We start from the raw sequence: 14,048 nt of genomic DNA on the forward strand, positions 1-14,048 counted from the left end.
GCCTTCCAAGCTAGTGCGCTGAGTCCACTGTGGATAGCCACCCGTTCCGGTGACGCCGGGCCGGGGTTCGAACCCCCTGCGCACTGCAGGTCAAGGCTTTGCCGGAGCCAGGTGGGCCAGGCTTTCGAGCGCGAGCTGCTCCAGGTGACCCGCGGCCGCCGCGCTGCCGCCCGCCGCGTGGAAGGACGCGGCGATCGTCTCGGCCGCCCGCCGGTACGCCGGTTCCGTCAGCACCTCCTCGACCGCCGCCGCGATGCGCGGGGCGTCCGCGCGGCCGAACCGCAGCCGGAGGCCCGCACCGGCCGCCACCACCTGGCCCGCCACGATCGGCTGGTCGTCGCGGATCGGGGCGACCACCAGCGGGAGGCCGTGCCACAGGGTTTCGCAGACCGTGTTGTGGCCCGCGTGGCACAGCACCGCGTCCACCCGCGCGAGCAACGGCACCTGCGGGACCTGCCGCCGCACCAGGACGTTCGGCGGGACCTCGCCCAGCACGCCGCCGGGGTCGGCGATCACGGCCCGCGCCGGCAGCCCGGCGAACGCCGCCGCCGTCGCGGCCAGGAACCCGGCGCCCGCGGCCGTGTTCGCGGTGCCGAGGGACACCAGGACCGCCGGCCGCAGCGGGTCGAGCCACTCCCACGGGAAGTCCGTTGTGGACGGACGCGCGCCGAGCGCCGGGCCCACGAGCCGGACGCGGGGCGGCAGGGCGGCCGCGCCGAGCAGCTCGCGGGTGGTGAACGCCAGGACGCCGTGCGGGGAGAACCGGGGGTCGGCCGTGCCCCGGCCGCCGGCGATCCGGGCGCGCAGCCCGTCGAGCAGCGAGGCGACCCACTCGCCGACTTTCGGCATCCCGGCGAGGGGGTCGACCAGCTCGGCCGACGTCGTCGCCGACGTCACCCACGGCAGGCCGTGCGCTTCGGCGAGCAGCCCGCCGGCCAGGGCCTGCTGGTCGGCGACGACGACGTGCGGCTGGAACGCGTCGAGGGCCGCGGCCACGCCGGGCGCCATCGCGTCGGCGAGCGGGACCAGGAAGTCCTGCCACAGGAACCGCAGCGCCGCCGGGCCCTTGAGCCCGGCGGGCCGCTCCGGCGCGTCCGCCGGCAGGGCGCACGAGAACACCAGCGCGTCCGGCCCGGCCAGCTGCCACAGCAGCTCGGGGTGCCCGGCCCAGGCGACCTCGTGGCCGCGTGCGGCCAGCTCGGCCGCCACCCCGGCGGCCGGGTTGACGTGCCCGGTCAGGGGCGGGACGACGAAGAGGAACCGGGCCACTACCGCACCCGGGCCTGCGTGCGCGCGGTGTCGCGGACCCACCCGAAGATCAGCTCGGTGACCTCGGCGGTCCGCTCGACCAGCACCGAGTGCCCCTGGTCGGGCAGCACGACGGTGCGGCAGCCCGCCAGGTGCGTCTCGAAGTGCGGCACCTGGGCGGCCAGGCCCGAGTCGCCGCCGAAGATGGCGAACACCGGGCAGCGCACCGCCGAGAGGTCCGCGGCGATCGTCGCGCTGCGCGGGATGTCCTCGGCGATCGTGGTGGTCTGCAGGATGCGGTTCGCGGCCTTGGACAGCCGGGCGGTGTGCGCGCCGTGGTGGTCGGCGATCCAGCCGATCACCTCGTCGATCGCCAGCCGGGCCTTGGCGTCGGCCAGGCCGTCGGCCATGTGCCCGGTCCACTCCGCGGTCGGGGGCTCGCCCTCGATCACGACGACGCTCGCCACCCGGTCGGGCCGGGCGGCGGCCAGCCCGAACGCCACCGAAGCGCCGAACGAGTTGCCGACGACGTGCACCGGCCGGGTGACTTCGCACGCGTCGAGGACCGCGACGAGGTCGTCGACGAACCGCTCCAGGTGGTAGCCGGACGCCGGGCGGGTCGTCCGGCCGTGCCCGCGCAGGTCGTACATCAGCACGTCGAGCCCGCGCGCGGCGAAGTCCGGGCCGAGGGTGAAGTAGTAGCTGGCGAGGCTGTCGGTGAGCAGGCCGTGGACGCACACGACGACCGGCGCGTCGCCGTCCAGCGGCGCGTCCGGGGTGAGCCGCTGGACGTGCACGTCCAGCTCACCCGCGCGGATCCGGCTCACGCGGTCGCCCGCAGCGACGCGACGATGTACCGGACGAGCTCGCCCACGGTCAGCGCGATGATCTCGTCCAAGTCGCGTTCGGCGATGAAGGCGGCGAAGTTGACGCGGTCGCCGTAGTGCTCGCGCAGCTGCCCGGACAGCGCCACCAGGTCGACGCTCTCCAGCTCGAGGTCGTCGTGGAAGGTCGTCTCCATGGTGATCTCGGCGTCGTCCAGGCCGTACTCTTCGAGCAGCTCGCGCAGCATCCCGGCCAGCGCCGCGAGGACGGTCGCCGCTTCGGTCGCCGTGGTCTCGATGCTCATCCGGTGGTCTCCTTCGTCTCTTCGGTCCAGGCGACGACGTAGTGGCGCGGCGGCGCTCCGGGCGGGTTCTCGACGTCGGTGCAGCACACGCGGTACTCGTGCGCGCGGGCCCGGACGGTGAGCGCGTCCGGGGCCGCCGCGACGACCTCGAAGTCGCGGGGCTCACCGCGCAGACCGGTGCCGAGCCGCTTCGCGACGGCCTCCTTGGCCGTCCAGAACCGGGCGAACCAGCGTTCCGGATCGCCGGGCAGGCTCGCGAACAGCGCCAGTTCGCCCGGCCCCAGCGCAGCCTCCACAGTGGACTGCGAGCGCGGCCCGACCTCCTCGACGTCGATCCCGCAGGGGCCGTGGCGGGCGATCGCCACCCCGGCCTCGGCCCGGTGGGCCACCGAGATCGTCAGCTCCGGCAGGTCACGGCCGTAGGCGCCGATGGCGAACGGGCAGCCGGCGTCGTCGTTGCCGATGCGCAGCTCGGCGGGAAACATCTCGGCCTCGCCGCGGGCCCAGAGGAACTGGCGGACAGCGTCCTTCGCCGCGATCCGCCCGAGCAGCCACTGGCGGCGCCCGCGCGGCGGACGGCGGTCGTAGGCGTCCCGCTCGGGGCCGGCGAGGTAGTTGCGCATGATCAGCTCGCGCGTGGCCAGGTCCGGCCACTGCTCGTGCACCAGCGCCCAGCCGCCCGGCTGTTCGTGCGACAGCGTCGAACGCTCGGGGGTGCGGTCGGCCTGGCGGATGTGCGCGGTGCTGTCGAACCGCCGGTCGCGCCAGCCGGTGAACTCGGCCCAGACCCGGCCGTCGTGGACGAGCTGCATGTCGGCGTCGAGGAACTCGTCCGTCAGGCCGGTGATCCGGACCAGGCACTCCAGGCGCTCCCCCGGCGCCGGGTGCGCGCCGTGGAACCGGATTTCGCGCATGGCGACCGGGAACACGGTGGTCCGTTCGGGCAGCCGGGACATGATCCAGTAGCCGAGCACCTGGCCGACGTTGTCGAGCAGCGCGCCGGGCGCGGGCGGCGTGGTGAGCACGGCCCGCACGTGCCGTTCGCCGACCGCGGTCAGCTCGGTGACCCCCTGGAAGCGCGGACCGTGGAACATCCAGCGCTCGTCGTACAGCTGCGCCGCGGTGGTCTCGGGCACCCGCTCGGCCGACGCCGGGAACCGCCACGGCGCCGGCGCCGCCGCCGGGTACGCCGGGGCCAGCTCGACGACAGCCTGGGAGTACCCGGCGAGGGCGGCGGACACCCGGTCCGGGCCCTGCGGCCGGACGCGGACCGGCACGGTGACCGGCGGGACCGCGGTGATCCACTGGGAGAGCCGGACGTCGTGCACCGCGACCGCGTGCCGGCCGGGCGCGGCCTGTTCGGCGAAGCGCATCAGGTGGTCGATCACCGTGGTGGCCGGGACGACCGGCCAGCGGTCGCCCGGGTCGGCCTGGGGTGGCTGCTTGAAGAAGCAGTGGTCGAGCAGGTACGGCATCGCGTCGAGCGACACGGTCAGCGTGGTGTCGAGCTTCCGCGGGGGTGGCCGCCGCCGGGCCGGTCCGGCGAGCACAGTGGAGGCCAGGTCGGCGGTGTCGGCCAGCAGGGCGGCGAACTCCGCGGCCAGCGGGCCCTTCGCGGCCAGATCGTCCACTGTGGACCGGCCGGCGGGCAGGGCGATCCGCGCCCGCACCTGGTCGTCGAGGGAGATCAGGCGGCCGCCGAGGTCGAGCTTGACGGCCTTGGGCGTCGCCGGGCGCTCGCCGGGGAGGCGGGCGAAGTCGACGTCCAGGCCGTCCACCCACAACGCGGTGGCGACCCGGCGCAGCTGCGCGAGCCCGGGCCGGTGCGCCGAGTGGGCCGCCACGACCAGGTGCTCCTCGCCGTGCAGGGTGTCGCCGACCAGCGAGCCCAGCTGCCCGGCACCGGCCTGGACGAACGCGCGGAACCCGGCCGCGTGCAGTGCCTGCACCAGCGGGCGGAACCGGACCGGCTCCAGGAGGTGCCGCACGAACAGCTCGCGGACGTCGGCCTCGCCCGCCGGGTACTCCGACACCGTGGTCGCCGACCAGAGCGGCAGGACGGGCGGGTGCAGGGTGAAGCGCCCGGCCGCCGCGCGGATCGGGTCCAGGTACGGCCGCAGCATCGGGGTGTGGAAACCGGACCGGAAGGGCAGCACCTGCGCCACGGTCCCGGCGTCCCGGAACCGCTGCACGAGCGCGCCGACCGCCGCCTCCGGGCCGCAGACCATGGCCTGGTTCGGGGAGTTGTCGTGGGAGAGCACGACGTCCGCGCGCCCGGCCAGCTCCTCGGCGACGCGCGGCGCGGGCGCGCCGATCGCGGCGAAGGCGAGCCCGGGCACGACGAGGCTGTCCGGGTCGAACCCGGCGAGGAAGGCGTCGACCTCGGCTTCGGCGTAGACACCGGCGACGGCCATCGCCGTCCATTCGCCCAGGCTGTGCCCGGCGACGGCGTCCGGCGTCACGCCGAGCCTGCCGAGGGCGGCGTGCAGGAGCCTGCCCAGCTCGAACACCGCGGCGCCCTGCCGTCCGACGTCGCCGACCTCGACGTCCGCGTGCTGCCACGGCAGCCCGAAGTGGCGGGCGATGTCGCCGCAGTCGAGCGTGAGCTCCGATTCCAGGCCGGGGAAGAGGAAGACGATCTTGCCGCCGCCCGGCCCGAGCAGGGGGCGGTCGGCGAACCAGACGTCGTTGCGGCCGCGCCAGGCCCGGCCCCGCGCCAGGGCCTTGCGGGCGAGGGCCAGCCGTTTCTCCGTCGGGTCGACGACGCCGAGCCGGACCGGGCCGTCGCCGGTTTCCCGGTGGCCGGGCCGGTCGAACGCCTCCCGCAGCGCGTCGAGGGTCGGCGCGGCGAGCCGCAGCACGCGTTCGGGCTCGCGCACCGCGACCGGCTTCGCGCGGCCCGGCGCCTGCTCCAGCACGACGTGGGCGTTGATCCCGCCGAACCCGAACGCGTTGACCCCGGCGCGGCGCACCGGCGCGTCCCACGGCCTTGCACTGTCCAAAGGGGAGAACCGGGTGGACGCGAGCGCCGGGTGCGGGTCGTCGCAGTGCAGGGTGGGCAGCAGGACGCCGTGGTGCACGGCCAAGGCCGCCTTGACGAGCCCCGCGACGCCGGCCGCGGGCATCGTGTGGCCGATCATCGACTTGACCGAGCCGAGCACCGCGCTCCCCTGCGCCCCGAAGACCTCGGAGAGGGTGGCGAGCTCCGCCGCGTCGCCGGCCGGGGTCGCGGTGCCGTGCGCCTCCAGCAGGCCGATCGAGTCCGGGGCGGCCGGGTCCAGGCCCGCCGCGGCCCACGCCTGGCGGACCGCCCGGACCTGGCCGCCGGAGTCGGGGCTGGCCAGGCTGGCCGTCCGCCCGTCGGAGGCGACGCCGGTGCCGGTGATCACGGCGTACACGCGGTCGCCGTCGCGCTGGGCGTCGGCGAGGCGTTTGAGGACGACGACCCCGGTGCCCTCGCCGATCAGCACACCGTCGGCGTCGCGGTGGAACGGCCGGATCCGCTCGGTCGGCGACAGCGCGCCGAGCTGCGTGAACACGCTCCAGAAGGTGATGTCGTGGCAGTGGTGCACCCCGCCGGCGAGGACGACGTCGCACCGGCCGGTGGCCAGCTCGCGCACGGCGTGGTCGACCGCGATCAGCGAGGACGCGCAGGCGGCGTCCACGGTGTACGCCGGGCCGCGCAGGTCGAGGCGGTTGGCCAGCCGGGACGCGGCCAGGTTGGGCACCAGCCCGATCGCGGACTCGGGCGCCTCCGGGCCGAGCTGGTCGGTGAAGGCGCGGCGGACCGCGTCGAGCCGGTCGGCGTCCAGGTCCGGCAGCAGCTCGCCGAGGGTGCGGACGAGCTGGGTCGCGGTGCGGACGCGCTGGTCGAGGCGGACCAGCCCGGGTGTCAGGTAGCCGCCGCGGCCGAGCACGACACCGACCTTCGCCCGGTCGGCGGGCAGCCGGTCCGGGCCGCCCGCGTCGGCGACGGCCTGCGCCGCCACGCGCAGCGCGATCAGCTGGTCGGGCTCGGTGGCGGGCACGGAGTTCGGCATGATCCCGAAGCCGGTGACGTCCACTTCGGCCAGTTCGTCGACGAACCCGCCGCGCCGGCAATAGACGCGGTCGGCCCGGCGCTGCTCGTCCGGCGCGTAGTGCGCGTGGTCCCACTTCTCCGGCGGCACTTCGGTGATCGCGTCGACGCCGCCGACGAGGTTGCGCCAGTAGGCCGCCAGGTCCGGCGCGCCGGGCAACAGCACCGACATCCCGACGATCGCCACGCGCACGTCCGTCACCACCCGGACGCGGTGTGGACGACGGCGGCGGTGCCCGGACGACCCCACGCCAGCTCGCGCAGCAGGCCGAGAGTGCCTTCTTCGGGGTCGATGAGGGCGATGCCGCGGCGGGCGTAGTCGCGCATCAGCTCGGGGGTCACCATACCGTCGTGGTCGCCGGTCGGGGCCCACGGTCCCCAGTGGACGGTCACCGAGCGCCCGGCCGGCCACCGGCCGCCGAGCGCTTCGAGGGCGTCGTTCGCGGCGGCGTAGTCCGACTGGCCGCGGTTGCCGAGGGTGGCGGCGATGCTGCCGAAGAGGACCACGAACTTCGGCTCGTCGGGCAGGTCGGCGGTCGCTTCGAGGAGGGTGCGGGCGCCGTCGACCTTCGTGCCGTAGACGCGCTCGAACGACTCCGCCGTCTTGTCGGCGACGAGCTTGTCCTCGATCACGCCGGCCGCGTAGACGATGCCGTCGAGGCGGCCGTACTCGGCGTGGATCTCCTTGACCGCGCGGTGCACGGCTTCGGCGTCGAGCATGTCGACCGACTGGTAGCGGGCCGGGCTGCCGAGTTCGCCCAGCGTCCGCAGGGTCTGCCGGACCTCGCGTTCGCCCTGGATCCGGCGGACCGTCCGTTCGATCTCGGCCGGGTTCTTCAGCCCGCTGGCGACGAGCGCGGCGCGGAGGTCCTTGGCGGTCCGGGCGTGCGGGTGTTCGTCCTGGGCGGCAGGCACCGGCGTCCGGCCGAGCAGTTCGACGCGGCAGCGGGCGGCACCGGCGAGGGTGGCGGCGAACCGGGCGGTGATGCCCTTGGCGCCGCCGACGAGCAGGACGACCGAGTCGCGGTCCAGGCCGATCGCGGCGGCCTCGGCGGCGCCGTCGCCCGCCGGGCCCGCGCCGCTGCGGGCGAGCGGGCCGAGGTCCTCCTCGGCCGGTTCGATGCCGTGCCTGACGCCTCCGCGGTGGACGACGACCGGCTCGCGGTCCGCTGTGGACAGCTCGGCCACGAGGGCGGCCGCGTCCGCGCCTTCGACGACCCGGACGAGGGTGTCCGGGTACTCGCGGGCGAGACTCCGGTGGAACCCGCGCAGACCTTCGGCCGGTCCGGCGCTGAGCAGCCACCGGGGGTGGCTCCCGAGGGCGTCCTGGTAGCGCCGGAAGGCGGCCGGCAGGACGGGGTCGAGGAAAAGGTACCCGTCGAACCCGGGCCGGACCTCCGCACCGGTCTCGGCCTCGGCGCCGTGGGTCTCGAGTGCGGCGCGGACGTCCCCCGCGCCGGAACCGACGACCAGGAACCGGCGGCCCGCGATGGTGGGGACACCGGCGGGCGCGAGCGCGACCTCGGTCATGAGGTACCGCTTCGGCGCGACGATCACCGGTTCGGGCTCGCCCGGCACCGGCCGCGGTTCGCCGGAGCCCGGTTCGCCGTTGCCCAGCAGCTCGGCGATCCCCGCCGCCGTCCGGGCCTTGGCCAGCTCTTCGACGTCGCCGGTCCCCAGGCGGACGGTCAGTTCGCCGGCGATCTCGGCGCGCTTGATCGAGTCGATGCTCAGGTCGGCTTCCAGATCGAGGTCCGGCTCGATCATCTCTGCCGGGTACCCGGTCCGCTCCCCGATCACCTCGACCACGGTCGCCAGCACCGGCACGACGGCCGCGGCGGGCTCCGCACCGCCGATCAGCTCGACGATCGCCGCGGCCGTCCGGGCCTTCGCGAACTCCTCGACGTCACCGCCGGCGAGCCCCAGCCGGGCCGCCAGCTCGCCCGCGATCTCCGCACGCTTGATCGAATCCACGCTCAGGTCGGCTTCCAGATCGAGGTCCGGCTCGATCATCTCCACCGGGTACCCGGTCCGCTCCCCGATCACCTCGACCACGGTCGCCAGCACGGACCGGCCCACGGTGACTTCCGGCGGGGCCGGGGCCACGACGACCTGCGGCGCCGGGATCGCGGCTCGCACCGGCGCCGGGGCGTCCGCGCCGAAGAAGCCGAGGAGCACGTCACGCTGGGCCGCGATCATCTCGCGGCTCGTGCGCAGGAAGTCCGCGACCATCGCCTCCGACGAAACCGGCTCCGGCCCGGGCGAAACGCCGAGGGTGATCCGCTCGGCCGGGCGCAGGGCGCCGGCCGGGATCGTGCCGTCCGCGGCGCGCAGCAGGTGCCCGTCGACCGTCCACCCGGGACGCGTCGGCCGTTCGGCCGCCGACGCGTCGACCGCGTCGCGGCCGCGGAACAGCCAGCCGGTCCCGACGTCCACTCCGGACACCGCCAGCTGCGCCAGCGCGCCGAGGAAGCCGGGCAGGCCGCGGCGGCCCGGCTGTTCGAAGCCGACCGTCCGATGCGGACGGTCGCCGAGGATCGCGGCGACCTGCTTGGCCAGGACCGCACCCGGCCCGGCCTCGACGAAGACCCGCGCACCGGCCGCGTACATCGCCTCGACCTGCTCGACGAACCGGACCGGCGCGCCCAGCTGGGCGGCCAGCTCGCCGCGGATGGCGTCCGGGTCCGGCGGGTAGGGGCCTGCCGTCCGGTTGGCGTACACCGGGACGGCGGGCCGCACGACGCCGATCGCCTCGAGCGCGCGGCCGAACGCCTCCCCCGCCGGTGCCACCAGAGAGCTGTGGAACGCGCACGCGACCTGGAGGCGTTTCGCGCCGAGCCCGGCGGCCCGCAGGTGCCCGACGGCGGTCTCGACGTCGGCGGTGGGCCCGGAGATGACCGTCTGCTGCGGCGAGTTGTGGTTGGCCAGGACGACGGTGGCGAGCCCGGCGTCGGCGAGCACCTTCCCGGTCTCCGCGGCGCCCGCGGAGACCGCGGCCATCGCGCCGGGGTCGTCCGATGGCACCGCGCCGGCCATCGCGCCGGCCCGGGCGTGGCTGGCGTGCAGCAGGGCTTCCGGGGTCAGCGCGCCCGCGGCGGCCAGCGCCGTCAGTTCGCCGTAGCTGTGGCCGCCGAGCATCGCGGGCCGGACGCCGGCGCGGGTCAGCAACCGGAACGCCGCCAGGCCGGTGAGGCCGAGCGCGGGCTGGGCGACGCGGGTGTCGGTGACGCGCCCGGCCTGCGCCTGCCGCGCCGGTTCCCCGAACACCGCCGGGCCGAACACGACCCCGGCCGTGGGCGGGTCGAGGCGCAGGTACCGCTGCAGCTCGGGGAAAGTGACGAACAGCTCGGCGAACATGCCCGGCCGCTGGCTGCCCTGGCCGGGGAACAGCACCGCGACCTCGCCGGGCTCCGCCGGGCCGGCGCGGTACACGCCCGGCGCGTCGTCCCCGGCCAGCGCCGTCCGCAGCAGCTCGGCCAGCTCGTCCACAGTGGACGCGACGACGGCGAGCCGGATCCGCCCGCCCGCCGCTTCGGCCCGCCGGGACGCGCCGAGGGCCAGGTCGCGCAGCCGCCACGGCGCCCGGCCGGCCGGGACGTCGGTGGCCAGTTCCAGCACGGCCCGCGCCGCGGCTTCGGTGGTGAAGGTGAACAGCTCCGCGGGCCACTCGTCCGCCGCCTGCGCGGGCGGCACCCCGGGGTGCGCGCCGAGCACCACGTGGAAGTTCGTGCCGCCGAAGCCGAACGCGCTGACCCCGGCGAGCCGCTCCGCCGGCGGCGCGGTCCACGGCTGCGCCGCCGACTGGAACACGAACGGGCTCGTCTCCGGATCCCACGCCGGGTTCGGCGACGTAAGGTGCAGCGTCGGCGGTTTGACGCCGGTGTGCAGCGCCAGCGCGGTCTTGATCAGCCCGGCCAGGCCCGCGGCGCACTTGGTGTGCCCGATCTGGGACTTCACCGAGCCGACCGTGCATCCGCCCGGCGCGGCGCCGGCCTCGGTGAACACCTTCGTCAGGGTCCCGAGTTCGGTCCGGTCGCCGACGACCGTGCCGGTGCCGTGCGCCTCGACGAGCCCGACGCGCGCGGGCGAGACGCCGGCGTTGCGGTAGGCGCGGGTCAACGCGGTGTGCTGGCCTTCGGGCCGCGGTGCGGTGAGGCCGAGCGCGCGGCCGTCCGAAGCCGCGCCGACGCCCTTGATCACCGCGTACACGCGGTCGCCGTCGCGTTCGGCGTCGGCGAGGCGCTTGAGCGCGAGGCACGCGACGCCTTCGCCGAGCGCGATGCCGTCGGCCGCGCTGTCGAACGTGGCCGACCGGCCGGTCGGCGAGAGGGCGTGCGCGGAGGCGAACAGGAGGTAGTCGTTGATGCCGTTGTGCAGGTCGGCGCCGCCGCAGAGGACGAGGTCGCTGGTGCCGGCGGTCAGTTCCTTGCAGGCGACGTCGACCGCGGTCAGGGAGGACGCACACGCGGCGTCGACGGTGTAGTTGGCCCCGCCCAGGTCGAGCCGGTTGGCGATCCGCCCGGCGATGACGTTGGCGAGCACGCCGGGGAAGGAGTCTTCGGTGATCCGCGGCAGCCGTTCGGCCAGCTCGGACGGTAGTTCGCCCATGTAGGACGGCAGCACGGTCCGCAGGGTCATCGCGTTCGACAGGTCGCTGCCCGCCTCGGCGCCGAACACCACCGACGTCCGCGCCCGGTCGAACGGCCGGTCGGCGTACCCGGCGTCGGCCAGCGCCCGGTGCGCGGCCTCCAGTGCCAGCAGCTGCACGGGCTCGATGCTGGCCAGCGACGACGGCGGGATGCCGTACTGCAGCGGGTCGAAGCCGATTTCCGGGAGGAACCCGCCCCAGCGGGACGGCGTCTTCTCCCCCTGGCCGTCCGGGTCGTAGTACAGCGAGGTGTCCCAGCGCTGCGGCGGCACCTCGGTGACCGCGTCGGCGCCGGCCAGGATGTTCGCCCAGAACGCGGCCAGGTCCGGGGCCTGCGGGAACATGCAGGCCATGCCGACGATCGCGATGTCCAGCGGCGCGGGCGCGGGCGGCTCCGGGGTCGTGAGCGCGAATCCGGCGGCGCGTGCCCGCAGGAATGCGTTCGCGCCTTCGCCGACGGCGTGGTGCAGGTCGGCGATCGTCGTGACGGCCGAGCGCAGCACCGCCACCTCGCCGGCCATGAACATGCCTTCGGCCAGCTGGCGGTCTTCGCCGACGTCCCGCAGCTCGGCGCCGACGCGCTCGATCCCCTTGCTCGCCAGGCGAAGCCGCCCGACGTTGAGCGTTTCCAGCTGCTCCCACGCGTCGCGGCTCGGCACGCCGCGCTCGGCGAGGTCCGCCTTGATCGCGGCGTACTCCTCGGTGAACGGGCTGCGCACGCAGCGGGTGGCGTGGCCGGGCGCGGTTTCGAGGAGGTCGGTGTGCTCGGCGGCCAGGAGCCGGCGCTGGAACAGCGGGAGCACGGCACCGGCATCGACGGCTTCGCGGGTGAAGAGGTAGGCGGTGCCCATCAGCACCCCGATCGCCGCGCCCCGCGCGGCCACCGGCGCGGCGAGGGCGGCCACCATCGCGGCCGAACGTTCGTCGTGAACGCCGCCGGCGAACAGCAGCTGCAGCTCGGCAGCCGCGGCCGGGGTCGCCGCGAGGAAGTCGCCGAGCACGCCGAGCTGCGCCTCCCACAACGGGAAACTGGTGCGCGGGCCGACGTGCCCGCCGCACTCGGAGCCTTCGAACACGAACTTGCGCGCGCCCGCCTCGAGGAACTGCTTCAGCAGGCCCGGTGACGGCACGTGCAGGAACGTGCTGATGCCGGCGTCCTCCAGGGCCGCGGCCTGGGCCGGGCGGCCGCCGGCGATGATCGCGTGGGTCGGCCGCAGCTCGCGGATCACCGCCAGCTGCGCGGTCTTGACGTCGTCGGCGGCGAACCCGAGGACTCCGACGCCCCAAGGCGCGCCGCCGACGGCTTCGCGGGTCCGCTCCAGGACGTCGCGGGTCTGCTCGGGGCCGGACAGGGCCAGTGCGATGAACGGCAGCGCCCCGCCCGCGGCGACTTCGGCCGCGAAGGCCGGCTGGTCGCTGACCCGGGTCATCGGTCCCTGCGCGACGGGCAGCGCGGTGCCGAGCGCGCGGCTGCCCGCGCTGCCCGGGCCGAGGACGGCGTCCGGCACGCGCAGGGCTTCGCCGACGGCGTCGGCCAGGCCGCGGACCGCCGCGGTCACGGTGCCCCAGCGGTCGCGGAACCGGGTGGCGAGGAAGACGTCCTGGCCCGCTTCGACCGGCTCGGTGCCGCGGCGCGCCAGCACGCGGACGCCGTCGACGACGGTCGTTTCCGAACCGTCGAGACCGGTGAGGGCGGCGGTGAGCGTGGCCGGCAGTTCGGCTTCGGGCAGCAGGGCGAGCTGCGTGTCGACGAGGACGCCGGCCGCGCCGCCCGCGATCGCGGCCGCGGCGGTGTGCGGCCCGATGCCGCCCGCCGCCCACACCGGGACGCCGAGCGTGTCGTCGGCCAGGAGGGCCTGCAGCAGCACGAAGGTGCTCAGTTCCCCGGCCGGTCCGCCGCACTCGTGGCCGCGGGCGATCAGGCCGTGCGCGCCGCCGCCGACCGCTCGTGCGGCCGCCGCGCGGGAGGTCACCTCGGCCAGCACCCACCGGCCCGGGAAGTCCCGTGCCACGCAGGGGGCGTCTTCGGTCAGCAGCACGGTGGTCACCGCGTCGGGCAGGTCCGCCGGCTGGGCCAGCCGCACCCCGAACGCCGGGACGTCCCATTCCCCCAGGAGCGCGAGCTCTTCCGCGGCCGCGGCGCCGCCGCCGGTCAGGTCGAGCACCCCGAGCCCGCCGCCGCGCGCGGCGGCGGCGACCCCGCGCGCCGACGGCCGGCGCAGCGGCGACACGGCGACGACCAGCCCGGCCGGCGCGGAGTCGTGTTTCGAGAGACGCATGGGAACTCCCGCTACGCACGAAAGGGTGAAGGGTAACGGGGAGTACTTAAGCGGGTTCCTTCCGTGCCGTCAACAACCCACCGCGATTTCATCGCCGCTGTTCAGAAAATTCGCGGCGGACCAGGCCGGCAGCGCAAGAATTTAACGCCGCCGTCACGTTCGGACACCCGGCCGGCGGGACGCGATTGCCGTGGCCGGCCACCCGTACCGGTTCCGCGCCGTGGTCCACCCGGCCCGCACCGCCGGACGGCGCAAGCCATCCCGCCTGGTGGACGCGGTCCGGTTGATCGGTCCGGACCACATCGACCGGCGGGTGCCGCGTTTCCGGAAGGCCACCGCCGCGTATCCGGATGGTAAACCCGCTATCCGGAACAGCTCTCTTCGCAGATGGACCCCGACACCTCTTCCCCGGTTTCAGATGTTGATTTCTCGCCGCTTTTCCGGGCGACCGGAAGAATCGGCCGAAGAATACGCGGACCGGCCTGCCACCCGGCCGCGAGTCCACAATGGATGGGGACGGCACCGGGGTTCCCGGTGCTCACGGACCACGAACGGGGCACCCGGCCGCGGCGGCCGGGACGACCTCCGGTATTCGGCCGCCCACCTTCGGTGGTCCGGCCGGCGCAGCCCGGGCGGCGGTGATCGAAATTTTCCGCCTCCGCGTTA

At 75.4% G+C, this 14,048-nt stretch carries 5 protein-coding genes; all 5 read right to left on the bottom strand.

Annotated features, from left to right (window positions below):
• Positions 1-90: 90 nt before the first annotated feature.
• The 5 genes from OO60_RS03105 to OO60_RS03125 are packed head-to-tail and all read right to left on the bottom strand — an operon-like array spanning position 91 to position 13,382.
• Positions 91-1,269 carry a glycosyltransferase gene (locus OO60_RS03105; RefSeq protein WP_033260728.1) on the bottom strand — a complete coding sequence of 393 codons (1,179 nt, stop codon included), beginning with the start codon at positions 1,267-1,269 and terminating at the stop codon, positions 91-93.
• On the bottom strand, positions 1,269-2,075 hold the full coding sequence (locus tag OO60_RS03110; RefSeq protein ID WP_004560719.1) for an alpha/beta fold hydrolase: 807 nt from the start codon (positions 2,073-2,075) through the stop codon (positions 1,269-1,271). Before OO60_RS03110 ends, OO60_RS03105 begins: the two co-directional genes overlap by 1 nt.
• A complete protein-coding gene (locus tag OO60_RS03115) occupies positions 2,072-2,377 on the bottom strand; it encodes an acyl carrier protein (RefSeq protein WP_004560718.1) in 306 nt (101 codons plus the stop codon). Before OO60_RS03115 ends, OO60_RS03110 begins: the two co-directional genes overlap by 4 nt.
• Complete coding sequence (locus tag OO60_RS03120; RefSeq protein ID WP_167346727.1) at positions 2,374-6,657, bottom strand: beta-ketoacyl synthase N-terminal-like domain-containing protein; 4,284 nt, start codon at positions 6,655-6,657, stop codon at positions 2,374-2,376. Before OO60_RS03120 ends, OO60_RS03115 begins: the two co-directional genes overlap by 4 nt.
• Positions 6,654-13,382, bottom strand: a complete 6,729-nt coding sequence (locus OO60_RS03125) for a type I polyketide synthase (protein WP_033260729.1) — start codon at positions 13,380-13,382, stop codon at positions 6,654-6,656. Before OO60_RS03125 ends, OO60_RS03120 begins: the two co-directional genes overlap by 4 nt.
• Positions 13,383-14,048 lie beyond the last annotated feature (666 nt).

Source organism: Amycolatopsis vancoresmycina, assembly GCF_000716785.1.
Lineage (GTDB): Bacteria > Actinomycetota > Actinomycetes > Mycobacteriales > Pseudonocardiaceae > Amycolatopsis > Amycolatopsis vancoresmycina.